Here is a 19,010-nt window from a genome sequence, read left to right on the forward strand (position 1 = left end):
CTGGCGAATTCGGGCGGGGAGGACTAGGTTGCGGCAATGCATTCAGGGTTCGTGCCACTTCGTATCTTTTCGTCCTTCACGATGCTCGATGGCGCGATCGAGCCGAAGGCGATCGCGGCCGAGGCGCGCAAACAGGGCTTTCCCGCCGCCGCGCTGACCGACCGCAACGGCCTGTATGCGGCGATGGCCTATTCGGACGCCGCCAAGAAGGGCGGGGTGCAGCCGATCATCGGCACGATGCTGGGCGTTTGCCGGCCCGACATACCCGATGGCGTGGCCGCCCCGCTCGACTGGATCGCGCTCTATGCGCAGGACATGACCGGGTACGACAATCTCTGCGCGCTCGTTTCGGCCGCGCATCTCGATCGCCCGATCGAACTGGCCGCGCATGTGTCGATGGCGACACTCGCCCGCCACACCACCGGCCTGATCGCACTGACCGCGGGTGGCGAGGGGGCGCTGGCCCGTTTGTTCGCCGAAGGGCAGCCCGATCGCGCCCACGCCTATTGCGATCGGTTGCAGACGATGTTCGGCGACCGCCTCTATATCGAACTGGCACGACGCAATGATGCGATCGAACAGGCGGCTGAGGCCGACCTGATCGACCTCGCTTATGCCCGCAACCTGCCGCTAGTCGCGACCAACCCCTGCTGCTTCGCCGAATCCGCGTTCGGCGACGCGCACGACGCGATGCTCTGCATCGCCAATTCCACCTATGTCGAAACCGAGGAACGCCCGCGCAGCTGCCCCGATGCGTGGCTGAAGCCCGCCGATACGATGAAGGCGTTGTTCGACGACTTGCCCGAGGCGATCGAGAACACGCTGGTCGTTGCGCAACGCTGCGCGGTTATGGCGCCGTATCGCAAGCCGATCCTCCCGACGTTGGCCGGTGATCTTGCCGGCGAGGCGCAGATGCTGCGCGACGACGCCAGCGCCGGGCTGGAGGCACGGCTCGACCGCATCGGCGAACTGCGCGTTGCCAAGGGCGAGCCGGAGGGGGAACCCGGCTGGCGCGACGTGTACCGCGAACGCCTGACGTTCGAGGTCGACGTCATCGTCCAGATGGGCTTCCCCGGTTACTTCTTGATCGTCGCCGACTTCATAAAATGGGCGAAGGACCATGATATTCCCGTGGGTCCCGGCCGTGGTTCGGGCGCGGGCTCGGTCGTCGCCTGGGCGCTGACGATCACCGATCTCGATCCGCTGTCGCTGGGTCTTTTGTTCGAGCGTTTCCTGAATCCGGAACGCGTGTCGATGCCCGATTTCGACATCGATTTCTGCGAAACCCGCCGCGGCGAGGTGATCCGTTACGTACAGGAGAAGTACGGTCGCGATCAGGTCGCGCAGATCATCACCTTCGGAAAGCTGAAGGCGCGCGCCGTGTTGAAGGACACCGGCCGCGTGCTCCAGATGAGCTATGGTCAGGTCGATCGCCTCGCCAAGCTGGTGCCCAATCATCCGACCGACCCGTGGGACCTGAAGCGCGCGCTGAACGGCGTGCCGGAGCTGGCCAAGGAATATTCCAACGACAATGAGGTCCGCCGCCTGTGGGATCTGGCGACCAAGCTGGAGGGGTTGCCGCGCCACTCGTCCACCCACGCCGCCGGCGTGGTGATCGGCGACCGACCGCTGGCGCAGCTGGTGCCGCTGTACCGCGATCCGCGATCGGACATGCCCGTCACCCAGTTCGACATGAAATATGTCGAGGGCGCCGGCCTGGTGAAATTCGACTTTCTGGGTCTCAAGACGCTGTCGGTCCTGCAAAAGGCGGTGCAGTTGCTGGCGAAGCGCGGCGTCACCATCGCGCTCGACGCGCTCGAATGGGACGATCCAAAGGTCTATGAGCTGCTTCAGGCCGGCAACACGGTCGGCGTGTTCCAGCTCGAATCCGAAGGGATGCGTCGCACGCTGTCCGCCGTGCGCCCGACCAATTTCGGCGACATCATCGCGCTCGTTTCGCTCTACCGCCCCGGCCCGATGGACAACATCCCGTCGTTCGGCCGCCGCAAGCAGGGCACCGAGCCGATCGTCTATCCGCACAAGCTGCTCGAACCGATCCTGTCAGAAACCTATGGCATCTTCGTCTATCAGGAACAGGTGATGCAGGCCGCGCAGGTGCTGGCCGGTTTCTCGCTGGGCGGCGCCGATCTGCTGCGCCGCGCGATGGGCAAGAAGGTGAAGGCGGAGATGGACGCCCAGCGCGCCGGCTTCGTCGAGGGGTGCCTGACCGTCAACGGCATCGCCAAGGCCGAGGCGAACGCGCTGTTCGACTTGATCGACAAGTTCGCCGGCTATGGCTTCAACAAGTCGCACGCCGCCGCCTATGCACTGCTCGCCTATCAGACCGCGTGGCTGAAGGCGCATCACCCGCATGAATTCTTCGCCGCGTCGATGTGTTACGACATGGCGCAGACCGACAAGCTGGCGATCTTCGTCGACGATGCCCGTCGCGCCGGCGTCGCCATGCTGCCGCCCTGCGTGAACGGCAGCCAGGCCGATTTCGATGTCGAGGCTCACCGGGTCGAGGAGGTCGATGGCCTTGCCGTCCGTTATGCGCTGGGGGCGCTGAAATCGGTCGGCGAAGGCGCGATGGAGAAGCTGATCGTCGAGCGGGCCAATGGCCGGTTCCCGTCGCTCGACGATATCGCGACTCGCGTCGATCCGCGCCTACTCAACAAGCGTCAGTTGGAAACGCTGGCGGCGGCGGGGGCGTTCGATGGCATCGATGCCAATCGCGCCGGTATCCACGCCGTCGCCGAGACGATGCTCGCCATCGCCGCGCGTACGCATGAACAGAAGACCAGCGGGCAGGGCGGCTTGTTTGGCGATACCAGCCACGCGGGCGACACGATCAAGCTGCCGCAATCGGCGCGCTGGACGCTGTCGCAGCGGATGGAGCAGGAAAAGGAGGCGTTCGGCTTCTATTTCTCCGCCCACCCGGTCGATCGCCACGCGCACCTCGCCCGCATCCACGGTGCCCGCAGCTTCGGCAGCCTGTCCGAGCTGACCATCCCCGACGATGGCAGCCGCGCCGGTGCGACGATGGCGGTGCTCGTCGAGGACGCACGCTGGCGCACATCCGCGCGCGGCAAGCGGTATATGATGGCGCAATTGTCCGATCCATCGGGTCAGTTCGTCGCCACCTGTTTCGACGATAGCGTCGCCGCCGATCTGGAAGAGGCGGCGCGCATCGGCGGTTGCGGCATCATCACCGTCGAACTCGATCGCCGCCCCGGCGAGGAAGCGCCGCGCGTGTCGGTCAAACGCATCCAGCCGTTCGAATCGCTCGCGTCGATGGCGCGCTTCGTGCTGGAGGTCGAGGTTGCTGACGCCACCGCGTTCGGCCCGCTCGCCCATCTGCTCGCCGACCATCGCGGTGCGCGGGGCGAGGTACGCGTGCGACTGACGGCTGGGGAGGGCGAGGCGACGGTGCTGCTCGGTCGCGACTTCCTGCTCGATGCCGAGCTTGCGAGCCACGTCGAGTCGTTGCACGGTGTCACTGCCGCCACGCTGAAGACCTCTGAAACGAGGCTGGCGCTGGTCGGCTAGACCGGAGTCTCGATCGTCGGGCTTCCGGTCCGGGAGAGCGATTGTGACGGGAACCATGCAGGATTTCGAGCTGCGCGTGCCGCGGCTCATCGACCACGCCGCGCGCGAACATCCGCGCCGCGAGATCGTCAGCCGCTGGGCCGACGGTCGCGAAACCCGCACCGACTGGGCGGGCCTTGCCGCCGATGCCCGCCGCCTGTCGCAGGCGCTGGTGGCGATGGGGTGCCGCCCCGGCGATCGTATCGCCACGCTGGCGATGAACCATGCGCACCATCTGGCCGCCTGGTACGGCGCGATCGGGATGGGCGGCATCATCCACACGGTGAACCCGCGGCTGTTCGACGACCAGCTCGCCTTCATCGGCGCCGACGCAGATGACCGCGTGCTGCTCTATGACCGCGCCTTTCAGCCGATCGTCGACCGGATGCGCCCGCACTGGCCATCGATCCAGCATTACATCGTCATGGACGGCGACGGCGCGGATGGCTTTCGTGCGATCGTCGAGGCGCAGGACGGCGCGTTCGACTGGGTGGAGGGCAACGAGCGCGACCCGTGCATGCTCTGCTATACCAGCGGCACGACCGGTAATCCGCGCGGCGTCCTCTACAGCCATCGATCGTCCGTCCTCCACGCGATGGCGGAGATCCAGCCGGCGGTGTTCGCGCTGGAAACCCGCTCCGTCGTGATGCCGATCGTGCCGATGTTCCACGCGGTCGGCTGGGGTCTGCCCTTCGCGATGCCGATGGTGGGGACTAAGACGGTGTTCTCCGCCGTCAACGAACCCGCCATCCTGTGCGATCTGATGACGCGCGAACGGGTGACACACTCCGCCGGGGTGCCGACCGTCTGGTTCGGGATGTTCGCGCATCTGGACGCTGGCGGGCAGGTGCCCGCCGATCTGGAACTGGTCACGATCGGCGGCTCGGCCGCACCGCGCGCGATGGTCGAGCGGATCATGGGCATGGGCATCCGCGTCAACCATGCCTGGGGCATGACCGAAACCTCACCGATCGGCACGATGGGCGCGCGCTCGCCCGACTGGGATAGCCTGAGCTTCGACCAGCAGGTCGATCAGGTGGCGATGCAGGGCCGGGTGCCGTTCGGCGTCGAGTTGCGCATCGTCGATCCCGAAGGCCGCGACTGTCCGCGTGATGGCACCAGTGCCGGTCGGCTGTTGTGCCGGGGGCCGTGGGTGGTGAAGCGCTATTTCAACGCCAGCGTCGATGCCGTCGATGCGGAGGGCTGGTTCGACACCGGCGACGTCGCCGTTCTCCATCCCGACGGCACGATGCAGATCACCGACCGGGTGAAGGACGTCATCAAATCCGGCGGCGAATGGATCAGTTCGGTGGAGCTGGAAAATGCCGCGATCGGTTGCTCCGGCGTCGCCGAGGCCGCCGCGATCGGCATCCCGCATCCCCGCTGGGACGAGCGCCCGCTGCTGCTGATCGTCCGCAAGCCGGGCAGTGACGTCAGCGCCGACACCATCACCGCGCATCTGGCGAAGCATGTCGCGCGCTGGTGGTTGCCCGACGAGATCGTCTTCGTCCACGACTTGCCCCATACCGCGACCGGCAAGCTGTTGAAGACTGCGCTGCGGGAGCGTTTTCGCGATTATCAACTGGCGGCGGCGTGACCGCCCCGATCATTCCGCCGGGTTTCGCCGCCGTCACACCCTACATCTTCGTCACCGATGCACCCGCCTATATCGATTTCCTGATCCGCGCCTTCGATGCGGTCGAAGTTGGTCGCAACGTCGATCCAGTCGGGCGGATCGCCAATGCCCAACTACGCTTCAACGGATCGATGCTGATGTTGAGCGAGGCATCGGAAGCATTTCCGCCGGCGCGGTCCGCTTTCTACCTGTATATTGACGATGCCGATCGCGCGATGGGCCGGGCCGTAGATGCGGGCGCTACCGGGATCATGGCCGTCGCCGATATGGATTATGGCGACCGGCAGGGCGGCGTTCGCGACCCTGCCGGTAACATCTGGTGGTTATCGCAGCGGCTGATCGACCAAGCGTATTACTGAGCCGCCGGCTTTTCCGGTTCGGCATGGTTGCCGTAACCGCCACCGGAGCCTTCGCCGGCCGATCCGGCATCCGATCCGTCCGTATCGGGTTTTGTGACCTCGTCCTCACGGTCGGCGGCTTTGTCTTGCTTGCGGTCGGTCACGATCTGCTCCTGTCCATGTTGCTCACCTTGAACGTTTCGCAACCCCTTAGAGGTCCGTCAGAACAACTCGCCCTGCGGTCCCGCTGGTGGCCGGAACAGATCGGTGCGCAGCGTCAGCCTCGTCTGGTTCAGCCCGTGCCGCCGACACGCGATATGGAAACGCGTGCGCAACAGGTCCGCCCACGGTCCGCTGCCCTGCATCCGCGTGAAGAAGCTGGGATCGTTGTCGCGCCCTTTCCGCAGGCTCTGGATCGTTGCCATCACCTTGGCCGCGCGATCGGGGAAATGCTCGTCGAGCCACGCGCGGAACAGGGGCGCCACCTCGTGCGGCAGGCGCACCGGGATGAAGAACGCATGCCGCGCGCCGGCGGCGGCGGCCTGTTCCACCAGATGCTCGATCTCGTGGTCGGTGATCGCCGGGATGACCGGCGCGATCGAGACATAGGTCGGGATACCCGCCTCGCTCAGCCGCCTGACCGCCGCCAGCCGCCGTGTCGGCGTTGGCGCGCGCGGCTCCACCGTCGCGGCGATCCGTGGATCGAGCGAGGTGATCGACATGCACACCGTCGCCAGCCCCTTCGCCGCCATCGGCGCCAACAGCTCGATATCGCGCACCACCCGATCCGATTTCGTCGTAATCGTCAGCGGGTGGTTCGTGTCCGCCAGCACCTCCAGCACCGCCCGCGTCACGCCCCATTCGCGCTCGATCGGTTGATAGGGATCGGTGTTCGTCCCCAGCGCCATCGGCCGCACGACATAGCCGGGCTTCGCCAGTTCGACGAGCAGCAGGGCGGCGGCATGGGGCTTCACGAACAGCCGGCTCTCGAAGTCCAGCCCCGGCGACAGGTCGTGGAACGCATGGCTCGGCCGGGCGAAGCAATAGATGCAGCCATGCTCGCACCCGCGATACGGGTTGATCGAGCGATCGAACGGTACATCGGGGGAGGTGTTGCGGCTGATGATCGTCTTCGGGCGCTCGACAGTGACGGTCGTGCGCAAGCTTGGCGGCGCACCGTCGATCGCCTCCCGATCGTCCAGCCAGTCACCGTCCGCCGCCACCTGCGGCAGGTTGAACCGCCGACTTTCCGCATTCAGCGTCGCGCCGCGGACAGGGCGGGGAGTCGGTTTCGGCATGACCGACAGATAACATTTTCATGAGAACAAATAAAGAACGAACGGAAAGTCGCTAAAGTCACACACACCTACTCGCGCGGGTGTGCGGAACGGTGGCCCTCGTCCGTCGGCCGCTGCGCTCCTCCTTCCTTCTCCCGGCCGGAGGGAGAATTATCGCTCGGTCAGTCGCGGCATCAGTTCGACGAAGTTACAGGGGCGGTGGCGGCTGTCGAGCTGGTCACGCAAGATGCCATCCCACCCGTCCTTCACCGCGCCGGTCGATCCCGGCAGCGCGAACAGATAGGTCCCGCCGGCCACGGCGGCGCAGGCGCGCGACTGGACGGTGGAGGTGCCGATCTTGGCATAGGACAGCCAGCGGAACAGCTCGCCGAAGCCGGGGATCATCTTTTCCGCGACGCGCTCGATCGCCTCGGGCGTCACGTCGCGCCCGGTCACGCCGGTGCCGCCGGTGGTGATGACGACATCGACCATCGGATCGGCGATCCACGCGTGCAGTCGTTCGACGATCGTGTCCGCGTCGTCGCGTTCGATCCGGCGGTCGGCGAGCACATGCCCGGCCTCTTCCAGCCGCGCGACCAGCGTGTCGCCCGATCGATCGTCGGCAAGGCCACGCGTGTCCGACACGGTCAGCACTGCGATCCGCACCGGCAGGAACAACCGGCTTTCATCGATGGGCATCAGTCGATCGTCGCGTCCGAACCGATGGATGCCGCCACTCTGCCAAGTATCGCCTGCGGCTGCATCGCCATCGCCTTGCCGGCCTGACGCAGCAGATCGCCGTCGATCATCGCCCCGGCTGCAGCGGCCATCGCGCCGGGCAGCGCCTTGACGATCGACGCCACGCTGGACACCGCCGGCATGCCGGTGACCGGGGCGGCCTTGGCGGTCGCGATCGGCGGGTTCGAGGGCGTCTCCGCGATCATTACCGGTGGGCTGACCGTCGCCTGCAACGGCGCCATCACGGGCGGCAGCGGCCGGCGTACCGTCGCGGCGGCGGTCATCACGGGCGCCATCACCGATGCCCGGACCACCGGAGCGCGCATCACCGTCGGCATACGTGGCGTCACCGTCCGTGCGGCGAGCATCGTGGCGGGCGAGTTGTCCATCCGCACCGCGACCGCCCCGGGCAGGCCCGGAAAGCGCGGCCACATGCCCTGCGCCAGCGCGTTGCGGCTGGACGAGGCGGTCTTGCCGGTCTGCGCCTCGTACATCCAGTAATTGCGCAGCACGGTCGTGACGTAGCCGCGCGTCTCCCAATAGGGGATGCTTTCGATATAAAGCAGCGGATCGCCGCCATCATGGACGATCGCGTTCCACTCGCCGACCGGCTTCGGCCCGGCATTATACGCCGCGATCACCTTGGGCAGCAGGCCGCCGGTCAGCCCCATGTCGCGCAGACGTTCTAGATGGCGCTGGCCGATATCCATGTTGGTCGACGGTTTCGACAGCGCCGCCTTGTCGATGCTGGTCCCGCGTTCACGGGCGAAGTCGGTCGCAGCGGCGGGCATGATCTGCATCAGGCCATAGGCGCCCGCCTGGCTCGTCACCCGCGGGCGAAACCGCGATTCCTCCAGCGTGTGGGCGAAGACCAGTGCCTTCTCCACCCGCCAGCCGCTGTCCGGCGTCCAGTTTGGTGCCGGGTAGCGGGCATCGGCGGTCATCGTCACGCCGGCGGGGGTGTTATGCGCCAGCCAGATCGTCGTCGCCGGCAGATCGAGCGTCTCGGCGAGGCGAACGAGGCTGCCGAATTCGGCCGGGTTGCCGATCCTGGCCTGCTGGCGAACCACCGCGTCGGCCAGATCGTTCTCGCCGACCTCGACCAGCGCCGCCGCGACCCGCACATTGGGCCGCTTGTCGAGCGCCGCCCAGTCCGACGCGGCGAGCTTACCGCCCGCCTTCGTCGCGTCCCGCACACCCAGCGCTTGCTTGGCCAGTTGGCCGTAGAAGCTCTCACCGAACTGCGCGGCGGCCTTCAGCCGGCCCTGAATGCGATCGGGGCGGGCGCAGACCATGTCGGCGCGCGATGCCCAGTACAAGGCGGCGGCGCGCAGATCGACGTCGCCGGCGCGCGCCGCCACGCCCTCGAACCCGTCCTCCGCCGCGGCGCAATCGCGTTGCCGCCATGCCGCCAGCGACGCCATCCACCGGCCCTGCACCGCCCAGTCGCCGGCGCCGTTCGCGGCCATGCCGGCGATCTCGCGCACCTTGGCGTCGTCGCCGCGCAGAAAGTACATCCACGCGACCTTGGCCTGCCATTCGGTCGTCGCCTCGATGCTGAGGCCCGAGGTGTTCATCAACAGCGCCTCGGCCGACACGCCGTCGTCGGTCTTCACGAACGGCTGCATCCTTGCTGCGAGGTCGGCGGCGACCAGATCGCTGCCGGTCGCCTTGGCACGGACCCGGCGGGGGGCACCGTCCTGCCAGATCAGTCGCTGCGCGATGGGCAGCGGCGGCAGATCAGTCGCTCCGCGCCGCATCGCCAACGTCCGCAGCGCCTCTGCCTGTGGCAGTTCGGGTGCCTGATTGAGCAGATCGACGATCGGCGTCAGTTCGACCTTCGGCGATCCCTTGGCGGTGTAGAGTTCGGCGCGGGCCAGCGCGTGGAGAGGCCCCGGCCGCATCGCCTCAAGCCCGAGCTGCGCGTCCTGCCACCGGCTTTCGCGGATCGCGGCGAAGACGGCGCGATACGCGTCACGCTGGGCGGGATCGAGCTGGGTCGGAACGCGATCGGGCGTCACCGCCGCGGATCGCGCATCGCCGGCCGGGGCAGGAGCCTCTGTCGGCATCCCCGCCGCAAAGGCCGGCAGGGGGAAGGCGGTCATCACCGCCGCGATCGCCAGTTTCCGCATCATGCTTCCAGATCTTTCACCAGCAATTGCAGGTCGCGCCAGCTTTCCGCCTTCAGCGCCGGTCGTTCGATCAACAGGCGCGGATGCAGGCTGGCGATGACACCGGTTGTGCCACGTTTATGGTTGAAGGGCTGTAAACTGCCCCGCGCTGCCTGTCGGTCCACCGACAACACGGCACGGCTCGTCGCATCGGCCAACAGCAGCAGGCGTTGGGGCGCGACCAGTTCGATGTGATGGCGCGCGACTTCGCCCAGCCGCGCCTCGATCTCGCGCGACATCCGGCCGGACGATGGCCGCCGCGCGCAGACGGCGGCGACATGCACCGTCTCACGCGACAGGCCGATCGCCGCCAGCATCCGGTCGAACAATCGCCCGGTGACGCCAGACAATAGCGCGCCGGCATCGCCGTCCTCGCGATCGGGACAATCGACAAGCACCATGACCGTAGCGTCCGCCGGACCGGTGGCGGCCAGCGATACGCCGCTCCACCCGGCCTCCGGCGCGTCAGGGCCGAGGCGCCAGGTGGCGAATGCAGCGATCGTATCGGGCAGGACATCGGCAGCTGGCGCTGCCACGACGACGGTATTGGGGACAGGCGCGGGGGGCGGCGGCACCGCCAGCCAGTCCCGGACCTCGTCGTCCACCAGCACGTCGACACCCGCATCGCGCCACCATTCCAGTGCGCTTTGCCAGTCGGCGGCGGTTGCCCCCACGGCGTCGATGTTGCTGTAGGCCCCCATCGACACCGTCATGCTGCATGGTTGACGCGGCGGTCAACTTGTCGGATCGCCTTTCCAGTCAAGATGTTGCCGCGCCGCGCCCGATGGTGGGCGGAAGCGGCCTGCCGGAGAGAGTGACGAGGATGAGCGAACGCGAGTCGATGCCCTATGACGTCGTGATCGTCGGCGCCGGCCCTGCCGGGCTGTCTGCGGCGATCCGGCTGAAACAACGCGCGGCCGAGACGGGCGGCGAGCTGTCGGTCTGCGTCCTCGAAAAGGGGTCGGAGGTCGGCGCGCATATCCTGTCGGGCGCGGTCATCGATCCGCGCAGTCTGGACGAGCTGATTCCCGACTGGCGGGACAAGGGTTGCCCGATGGCAGAGGTGCCCGTCACCGAAAACCATCACTGGGTGTTGACCGCGACCAAGAAGCGCGTCCTGCCCGAATTCCTGACGCCGCCGTTCATGCACAACAAGGGCACCTACACCGGCAGCCTCGGCAATCTGTGCCGCTGGCTGGCGGGGCAGGCGGAGGAACTGGGCGTCGAAATCTTCCCCGGTTTCGCCGCCGCCGAGATCCTTTTCGACGAGCAGGGTCGCGTAAAGGGCGTCGCCACCGGCGACATGGGCGTGGCGCGCGACGGCACGCACAAGGGCGATTACACCCCCGGCCTCGAACTCCACGCGAAGTATACGTTCTTCGCAGAGGGTGTGCGCGGCCACCTGTCCAAGGAGGTCATCCGCACCTTCGATCTGGCGAAGGACGCGCAGCCGCAGGTCTATGGCCTGGGCATCAAGGAGTTGTGGGACATCGATCCCGCGCTCCATTCGCCCGGCCGCGTGATCCATACGCAGGGGTGGCCGCTGGGCGACGACGCCAATGGCGGCAGCTGGCTGTATCATCAGGCGAACGGGCAGGTTTCGCTCGGCTTCGTGACATGGTTGAACTACACCAACCCCTATCTGTCGCCCTTCCACGAAATGCAGAAGTGGAAGACCCATCCCGAGATCGCCGCGATCCTGAAGGGTGGCAAGCGCGTCAGCTATGGCGCGCGCGCGATCAACGACGGCGGTCTGCAATCCATTCCGAAGCTGGTGTTCCCCGGCGGTGCGCTGATCGGCTGTTCGGCCGGTTTCCTGAACGTGCCACGCCTGAAGGGCACGCACGGCGCGATGAAATCGGGGATGATGGCCGCCGAGGCCGCGTTCGACGCGGTGCAGGCCGGGCGCGAGCATGACGAGCTGGCCGCCTATCCGCAGGCGTTCGAGGCGTCATGGCTGCACAAGGAGCTGTCGGTCGTCCGCAACGTGGTGCCGCTGGTCAAGAAGTTCGGCGACCTGATCGGCTCTGGCTTGTCGGGCATCTCGATGTGGATGGAGCATTTCGGGGTGAAGATGCCCTTCACGATGAAGCATCATCCCGATCATGAAAGCCTGTGGCGCAAGGATTTGGTCAAGCCGCCGGTCTATCCGAAGGCAGACGGCGTTTTGACGTTCGATCGCCTGTCGTCGGTGTTCCTGTCGAACACCAATCACGAGGAAGACCAGCCCGTCCACCTGACGCTGCGCGACCCGAACGTCCCGATCGACTATAATCTGCCGATGTACGACGAGCCGGCGCAGCGTTACTGCCCCGCCGGCGTGTACGAGGTCGTGGGGCAGGATACCGGTGATCCGAAGTTCGTCATCAACGCCCAGAACTGCGTCCACTGCAAGACGTGCGACATCAAGGACCCGACCCAGAACATCAACTGGGTCGTACCGGAAGGTGGCGGTGGCCCGAATTATCCGAACATGTAACGCGATCGCGCCGGTGTTGCTGCTGGCCCTGACGGCGATGGCGGCGGGGGCCGCGCCGGCAGCGGCCGACACCGGCGATCTGTCCGCCTATCTGCGCGCTCGCGTCGCCGAGGATGCGGGGCAGGGGACGGAGGCGGTCGCGGCCTATACCCGCGCGCTGGCGGATGCGCCCGCTAACCCGGTGGTGGCGATCCGCGCCTATCGCGAAGGGCTGGCGGCGGGTGATGCCGCGCTCGTCCGCCATGCCGCCACCGCGCTCGCCGCCGCCGGTGTGGCGCCCGACGATGCCGCCCTGTGGCCGCTGGTCGATGCCGCGCGCGCCAACGATCCCGCCGCCGCCGAACGCGCCCTGCCGGCGCTCGATAATGGCCGCCTGCGCATCCTGTTGCCGCCGCTGCGCGCCTGGATCGCCGCCGCGCGCGGCCAGGACGGGCTGGCGATCGAGGCGCCCAAGGACGATGCCGTCGCCCGCCGTCTGGTCAACGAGACCCGCGCGCTGTTGTTGATTGGTGCCGGCCGTCTGCCGGAAGGAATTGCAGCCGCTCAGGCGCTCGGCGGCACCGTTCCATCGGGTGCGCAATTGGCCGCGGCGGAATTGCTGATCGGCGGCGGGCATGACGAGGCGGCCGCGTCGTTGCTCGGCGGCCGCCCGGGCCAGCTTGCCGCCGCCCGTGCCGGTGCCACCGCCCGACCGACGCTGGCGTTCGGCGTTTCGCGGCTGTTGCTGCGGCTGGCCGACGATCTCGGCGGCGATCGGGCGAGCAGCCTTGGCCTGTCCTTTGCGCGGGCGGCGCTTGATGCCGATCCCGGCTATGCCCGCGCCCGCCTGACCCTCGCCGAGCAACTCGCCCTCGCCGACGATCCCGACCGTGCGCTGGCGCAACTGGCGCTGGTGCCGGCCGATGGACCGTTGGGTGCCACCGCCGCCGGCCGTCGCATCAATCTGCTCGATGCGGAGGATCGCGCCGCCGATGCGCTGGCCGCCGCCCGTGTCCGCGCCGAGGCGAGCGATGCGGTGGCGGTGGACCGCGCGCGTTACGCTGATCTGCTGGTCGCCGCCGACCGTCCCGCCGACGCGCTGCCTTTCTACGCCGCGCTGACGAAGGATGCCGATGCGTCGAAGAACTGGGCCACCTGGCTCCGTTACGGCGCCGCGCTCGATCAGGCGGGGCAGTGGAAGGAAGCCCGCCGCGTCCTGCGCCGTGCCGTCGATCTTGGGCCACAGGAGCCGTCCGCGCTGAACTATCTCGGCTATGCGATGATCGAGCATGGCGAGGATCTGCCCGACGCTACCCGGATGTTGGAACGCGCGCACGCGCTGGCGGTGGACGATGCGTCGATCGCCGATTCGCTCGGCTGGGCCTATCACCGCATCGGCCAGACGCCGCGTGGCCTGCCGCTCCTCGAACGCGCCGCCGCCGACGCGCCCGCCAATGCCGAGATCGCCGAGCATCTGGGCGACGCCTATTGGTCGCTCGGTCGACGGTATGAGGCGCGCTATGCCTGGGCGGCCGCCGCCGTCACCGCCGAACCCCCCGCCACCGCGCGCCTTGCCGCCAAACAGGAAAGCGGCCTTTGATCGTCGAACCCGCCCCCGCCAAGATCAACCTGGCCCTCCACGTCCGCCACCGTCGCCCGGACGGGTATCACGAGCTCGAAACCTTGTTCGCCTTCGCCACCGGAGGCGATGAAATTACGGTAGAAATCGCAGACGCCGATGCCTTCGACATCACCGGCCCCTTCGCCGCCGCTCTCACCCCCGCTCCCCTTCAGGACGGGGATGAAGTCGTCAGCGACAATCTCGTAACCCGAGCAAGGAACGCCTTTCGCGAATTATTCGGTATCACTGGCAACTACCTAATAACCTTGGCGAAAAATCTCCCCATCGCTTCCGGCATCGGTGGTGGCTCCGCTGACGCTGCTGCTACCCTGCGCGCACTGGCCCGTCTGTCGAACATTCCCCTCACCGACCCGCGGCTGAGCGACATCGCTGCCTCGCTCGGTGCCGACATCCCCGCCTGCCTTACGGGCCGCACCGCGCTCGGCACGGGTAGGGGGGACGATCTGGCCGACCTGACCGGCCTCGCCGGCACGCCGCTGTTGCTGGTGAACCCCGGCGTTGCCGTCTCGACCGCCGCCGTCTTCGCCGGCTGGGACGGCATCGATCGCGGTGCGCTGCCGGCGGGCGATCTGCTCGCCCGCGCGCGTGCCGGTCGCAACGATCTCGAACCGCCCGCCACCCGCCTCGCGCCCGTGATCGCCACCGTGCGCGCGCAACTCGACGCGGCGCCCGGCGCTGTCCTGTCGCGCATGTCTGGCTCCGGCGCGACCTGTTTCGCGCTCTTCGACACCGCCAACGCCCGCGATGCGGCGGCGATCGATGCCGAGGCGCAGGGTTGGTGGACGCTGGCCACCACGCTCGCCTGAACCGAAATTCCGTTCACTACTTGTTCTATAAGAACACATCGCGTACATGGCTGTCGGACGCGTTGCCCTGGACGCGCGCATGCTCTAGCGATGGGAGCCCCCGATGGCCGCCAATCTGAAAGTGATCGACTCCGTGGCAGTAGCAGCAACCGACCGGCAAAAGGCGCTCGACGCCGCGCTGGCTCAGATCGACCGTGCATTCGGCAAGGGGTCGGCGATGAAGCTCGGCGCCAAGGAGACGATGCAGGTCGAAGTGATCTCCACCGGCTCGCTCGGCCTCGACATCGCGCTCGGCGTCGGCGGTCTGCCGCGTGGCCGCGTGATCGAGGTGTACGGCCCCGAATCGTCGGGCAAGACGACGCTCGCCCTGCATGTCATCGCCGAAGCGCAAAAGGGTGGCGGCACCGCCGCCTTCGTCGACGCCGAACACGCGCTCGATCCCGTCTATGCCAAGAAGCTCGGCGTCAACATCGACGAACTGATCGTGTCACAGCCCGATACGGGCGAACAGGCGCTGGAGATCGTAGACACGCTCGTCCGCTCCAACGCGATCGACGTGCTGGTAGTCGATTCGGTCGCCGCGCTGGTGCCGCGTGCCGAGATCGAGGGCGAGATGGGCGACAGCCATGTCGGCCTGCAGGCCCGCCTGATGTCGCAGAGCCTTCGCAAGCTGACCGGCTCGATCAGCCGCTCGCGCTGCATGGTGATCTTTATCAACCAGCTGCGGATGAAGATTGGCGTGATGTACGGCAACCCGGAGACGACGACGGGCGGCAACGCGCTGAAATTCTACGCCTCGGTCCGCCTCGACATCCGTCGCACCGGCGCGATCAAGGCGGGCGAGGAAATCACCGGCAACGCCACCCGCGTCAAGGTGGTAAAGAACAAGGTCGCTCCTCCGTTCAAGCAGGTCGAATTCGACATCATGTATGGTGAGGGCATCTCGAAGATTGGTGAGATTCTCGATCTGGGCGTGAAGGCGGGTCTGGTTGAAAAGTCCGGCAGCTGGTTCTCCTACGACTCCGTCCGCATCGGTCAGGGTCGCGAGAACGCGAAGATCTATCTTCGCGAGAACCCGGAAATGGCCGCTCGCCTTGAAAAGGCGATCCGCCAGCGCACCGAAAAGGTCGCGGAGGAAATGATGGCCGGCCCAAGTGAGGAAGACGACGTCTGAGTTGTGCGCGAGGCCGGGAGGTAAGCCGGCCTCGCACTTTTCGAGTGATGGCAGTTCCACTGGGTAAAACGCCTTCTATGCTCCTGCGAAGGCAGGAGCCGAGAGCCACGGACCTAAACACCATTTTCTGCGCGGCTCTGAATTATCGCGTTCGCGGGAAAAACGGGATTTGACGCCAGCGCTGGAATTTCAGGTGGACCCGCTTTTGCGCTGGTTATCAGCCGGGCAGGATGGGATCATCCGACCAATAGGGGTGACATGACAATGGTTCCGGTCTGTTTGATTGCCGCCATATCTCTACCCCGCTGGCTCCCTGCATGACTACCACCGCCGACTGGCAAACCCGCGTTGGCGACGTCTGGGCAGCCGAATGGCGCCGCACCGATCGCAGCTTCGCCGACCTCGCTCCCCGTCTCGATGCCGCCATTTTCGCCGCCGCCCCGACCGGACCGGGCATCGCGCTCGATATCGGTTGCGGTGCGGGCGCGACCACCGCGGCACTGGCTGCTGCCCGCCCGGATCTCGCCCTCACCGGGATCGACCTCTCAGCCGCGCTGATCGATATCGCTCGCGAACGTGTTCCGTCCGCATGTTTCCGCGTCGCCGATGCCGCCGTCGATCCGCTCGACATCGCGCCCGATCTGTTCTTCTCGCGGCATGGCGTGATGTTCTTCGCCGATCCCGTCGCGGCCTTCACCCGCCTGCGCGAACAGGCCGCCCCCGGTGCCGCGATGGTTTTCTCCTGCTTTCGCGATCGCCGGTACAATCCATGGGCGGGCGATCTCGTCGCCACCGTCACGGGCGAGCGACCGGCTGAGACAGAAGGCTATACTCCCGGTCCTTTCGGGTTCGCCGACCCGGTATTCGTCGAGCGCGTCCTGTCCGAAGCCGGCTGGACGGCGATCGGCGCAGAGGTGGCCGACTTCGCGTATCGCGCGGGCGAGGGCGCGGACCCCATCGCCGACGCAGCGACATTTTTCTCGCGGATCGGCCCGATCGCCTCCGCCCTTGCCGCGATGCCTGCGGCCGATCGATCCCGGGCCCAGGTTCGCCTGCTCGATGCTCTGTCGATCCATTCCGACGGTTCGCGCGTTCAGTTCCCCGCCTCGGCGTGGCTGTGGCGTGCGCAGGCAGGGGAACGATCATGATTACCGTCCACCACCTCGAAAACTCGCGGTCCCAGCGTATCCTCTGGATGCTCGAGGAACTTGGCCTCCCTTATGAGGTCCGCCGCTACGAGCGGAACAAGGAGACGATGCTCGCCCCGCCGGAACTGGCGCAGGTCCATCCGCTTGGCAAATCGCCGGTGATCGCGGATGGCGATGCGCAGGGTCGCGTCGTCGCTGAAACCGGCGCGATCGTCGAATATCTCGTCGAAAAGGCCGATGGTCGGCTCGGGCCTCCGGCGCACCGCGACGCGGTACTCCGGTATCGCTTCTGGCTCCACTTTGCCGAGGGATCGATGATGCCGCCGCTGCTCCTCAAGCTCGTGCTGTCGCGGATTCCTGTCGTCGGCGCGCAGGTCGCCAAGCGCGTCCAGCCGATGATCGATCGCAACCTTGATTATGTCGAATCCGAACTCGCCCAGCGGCCGTGGTTCGCCGGCGACGAGATGACTGCCGCCGACATCATGATGAGCTTCCCACTGGAGGCCGCGCGCAGCCGCGGCGGTCTGGACGAAAGCCGTCCCGCGACGATGGCGTGGCTGGAACGCATCCACGCCCGGCCCGCCTATCAGGCCGGGCTGAAGGCCGGCGGCCCCTACGCCTATGCCTGAACGTCACACCACCCCGGCCTGACACCGGGGTGGTGCTGTCTCAACGACCGATGTCGCCGAACCGCTCGTCCGCCACCGCCGGCCCTTCGCCGCTCGGCGCAGGCTGCGGCACGATGATCGGCGATTCGATGGGGTCCAACTGCCCCTCCCACTTCGCCACCACCGTCGCCGCGATCGCATTGCCGACGACGTTGGTGGCGGACCGGCCCATGTCGAGGAAGTGATCGACGCCCAGGATCAGCAGCAATCCCGCCTCTGGTATGTTGAACATCGACAGCGTGCCCGCGATCACCACCAGCGACGCACGCGGCACACCGGCGATCCCCTTCGACGTCACCATCAACACCAGCAGCATCGTGATCTGCTGTCCGAGACTGAGGTCGATGCCGTAGGCCTGCGCGATGAACAGGGACGCGAACGTCATGTACATCATCGATCCGTCGAGGTTAAACGAATAACCCAGCGGCAGCACGAAGCTGGCGATGCGCGGCGGCACCCCGAACCGGTCGAGCGCCTCCAGCGTCCGTGGCAAGGCCGCCTCCGACGACGCGGTCGAAAACGCCAACACCAGCGGATCACGGATGTAACGGAACAACTCGACCGCGCGAGGCCCGATCACCACGCGGGCGGCGATGAACAGCACCAGCCACAAGGTCGCCAGCCCCAGATAGAAACTACCCATGAAATAGGCGAGGTCGCCGAGCACGCCTGCGCCGCGTTCCGCCAGCGTCGCCGCCACCGCCGCGAACACCGCGATCGGCGCCACGTTCATGACATAGCCGGTGATCCGCAACATCACCTGCACCAGCGCCTCGGTCGCGCGGACCAGCGGCTGGGCGGGTGCGCCGACGGCGGTGATCGCCACGCCGATGAAGATCGAAAAGATCACGATCTGGAGGATTTCGTTCTCCGCCATCGCCGCGATCATCGATGCCGGCACGATATGGCTGACGAAATTGGCGAAATTGAACGCGCCGTGTTCGACACCGCTCGCAGTGGTCACCGCCGGCACCACGAGCGCGAGCCCGACGCCCGGTTGCAGCAGCGTGACGAGGATCAACCCCAGCGTCAGCGAGACGAGGCTGGCGCCGACGAACCACAACAGGCTGCGGAGGCCGATCCGCCCCAATGCGCCGGTGTCGCCCATATGCGCGATGCCGAGGACCAGGGTGGAGAAGACCAGCGGCGCGATGATCATCTTGATCAGCCGCAGGAACAGCGTGGTGATAATCGAGAAGTACCCACCGATCTCGGTCAGCCGCGCCGCCGCGGCGGGCGTACCGTCATCGATATAGCCGTTGATCGACAGGCCGACGCCGGCGCCGATCACCAGGCCGATCAGGATATAGAAGGTCAGCCTTTTGGCCATTAATGAACTCCCGGAAACTGTTGGCCAGCGAAGGGG

Annotated in this window: 15 protein-coding genes; 9 read left to right on the plus strand and 6 right to left on the minus strand. The window is 66.9% G+C overall.

The window, feature by feature from the left end:
• The first annotated feature begins 36 nt into the window (after positions 1-36).
• The 3 genes from dnaE to ASG67_RS04940 are packed head-to-tail and all read left to right on the plus strand — an operon-like array spanning position 37 to position 5,583.
• The gene (dnaE, locus tag ASG67_RS04930; RefSeq protein ID WP_056525950.1) at positions 37-3,549 is read left to right on the plus strand and encodes a DNA polymerase III subunit alpha; all 3,513 of its coding nucleotides are present in this window, start codon (positions 37-39) and stop codon (positions 3,547-3,549) included.
• Between the two features lie 43 nt (positions 3,550-3,592).
• Positions 3,593-5,185 (plus strand): long-chain fatty acid--CoA ligase, encoded by a 1,593-nt coding sequence (locus ASG67_RS04935; RefSeq protein ID WP_235535043.1) that lies wholly within the window; start codon positions 3,593-3,595, stop codon positions 5,183-5,185.
• Positions 5,182-5,583 carry a VOC family protein gene (locus tag ASG67_RS04940; protein ID WP_235535044.1) on the plus strand — a complete coding sequence of 134 codons (402 nt, stop codon included), beginning with the start codon at positions 5,182-5,184 and terminating at the stop codon, positions 5,581-5,583. Before ASG67_RS04935 ends, ASG67_RS04940 begins: the two co-directional genes overlap by 4 nt.
• Here ASG67_RS04940 and ASG67_RS18740 read toward each other — a convergent pair.
• The 5 genes from ASG67_RS18740 to ASG67_RS04960 form a co-directional block, all read right to left on the minus strand.
• Entirely contained in the window at positions 5,577-5,726 is a 150-nt protein-coding gene (locus tag ASG67_RS18740; protein ID WP_156460632.1) for a hypothetical protein, read from the minus strand. The two genes, ASG67_RS04940 and ASG67_RS18740, sit on opposite strands and share 7 nt — an antisense overlap.
• A gap of 57 nt (positions 5,727-5,783) precedes the next feature.
• A complete protein-coding gene (locus ASG67_RS04945) occupies positions 5,784-6,860 on the minus strand; it encodes a PA0069 family radical SAM protein (protein ID WP_056525956.1) in 1,077 nt (358 codons plus the stop codon).
• A 150-nt stretch (positions 6,861-7,010) separates the two neighbouring features.
• Positions 7,011-7,538, minus strand: coding sequence for a molybdenum cofactor biosynthesis protein B (moaB, locus tag ASG67_RS04950; protein WP_056525959.1), 528 nt, complete (start codon positions 7,536-7,538; stop codon positions 7,011-7,013).
• Positions 7,538-9,712, minus strand: coding sequence for a lytic transglycosylase domain-containing protein (locus ASG67_RS04955; RefSeq protein WP_082543285.1), 2,175 nt, complete (start codon positions 9,710-9,712; stop codon positions 7,538-7,540). Before ASG67_RS04955 ends, moaB begins: the two co-directional genes overlap by 1 nt.
• Positions 9,709-10,461 carry a uracil-DNA glycosylase family protein gene (locus ASG67_RS04960; protein WP_321163525.1) on the minus strand — a complete coding sequence of 251 codons (753 nt, stop codon included), beginning with the start codon at positions 10,459-10,461 and terminating at the stop codon, positions 9,709-9,711. Before ASG67_RS04960 ends, ASG67_RS04955 begins: the two co-directional genes overlap by 4 nt.
• A 110-nt stretch (positions 10,462-10,571) precedes the next feature.
• On the opposite strand from ASG67_RS04960, the gene ASG67_RS04965 reads away from it, so the two are divergent.
• The 6 genes from ASG67_RS04965 to ASG67_RS04990 all read left to right on the plus strand — a co-directional run bounded on the left by ASG67_RS04965 (position 10,572) and on the right by ASG67_RS04990 (position 17,605).
• A complete protein-coding gene (locus ASG67_RS04965) occupies positions 10,572-12,227 on the plus strand; it encodes an electron transfer flavoprotein-ubiquinone oxidoreductase (RefSeq protein WP_056525962.1) in 1,656 nt (551 codons plus the stop codon).
• Positions 12,202-13,806 carry a tetratricopeptide repeat protein gene (locus ASG67_RS04970; RefSeq protein WP_235535045.1) on the plus strand — a complete coding sequence of 535 codons (1,605 nt, stop codon included), beginning with the start codon at positions 12,202-12,204 and terminating at the stop codon, positions 13,804-13,806. The genes ASG67_RS04965 and ASG67_RS04970 overlap by 26 nt, the downstream gene beginning before the upstream one ends.
• The gene (locus ASG67_RS04975) at positions 13,803-14,654 is read left to right on the plus strand and encodes a 4-(cytidine 5'-diphospho)-2-C-methyl-D-erythritol kinase (RefSeq protein WP_056525966.1); all 852 of its coding nucleotides are present in this window, start codon (positions 13,803-13,805) and stop codon (positions 14,652-14,654) included. Before ASG67_RS04970 ends, ASG67_RS04975 begins: the two co-directional genes overlap by 4 nt.
• A gap of 103 nt (positions 14,655-14,757) precedes the next feature.
• Complete coding sequence (recA, locus tag ASG67_RS04980) at positions 14,758-15,828, plus strand: recombinase RecA (protein ID WP_056525969.1); 1,071 nt, start codon at positions 14,758-14,760, stop codon at positions 15,826-15,828.
• 317 nt (positions 15,829-16,145) lie between these two features.
• A complete protein-coding gene (locus ASG67_RS04985) occupies positions 16,146-16,976 on the plus strand; it encodes a class I SAM-dependent methyltransferase (RefSeq protein WP_056525972.1) in 831 nt (276 codons plus the stop codon).
• Positions 16,973-17,605 (plus strand): glutathione S-transferase family protein, encoded by a 633-nt coding sequence (locus tag ASG67_RS04990; protein WP_056525975.1) that lies wholly within the window; start codon positions 16,973-16,975, stop codon positions 17,603-17,605. Before ASG67_RS04985 ends, ASG67_RS04990 begins: the two co-directional genes overlap by 4 nt.
• Positions 17,606-17,645: 40 nt before the next feature.
• Here the strand turns inward: ASG67_RS04990 and ASG67_RS04995 are convergent, their stop codons facing one another.
• Positions 17,646-18,974 (minus strand): dicarboxylate/amino acid:cation symporter, encoded by a 1,329-nt coding sequence (locus tag ASG67_RS04995; protein ID WP_056525978.1) that lies wholly within the window; start codon positions 18,972-18,974, stop codon positions 17,646-17,648.
• Between the last annotated feature and the right edge of the window lie 36 nt (positions 18,975-19,010).

Origin of the sequence: Sphingomonas sp. Leaf339 (genome assembly GCF_001426195.1) — a bacterium.
Lineage (GTDB): Bacteria > Pseudomonadota > Alphaproteobacteria > Sphingomonadales > Sphingomonadaceae > Sphingomonas.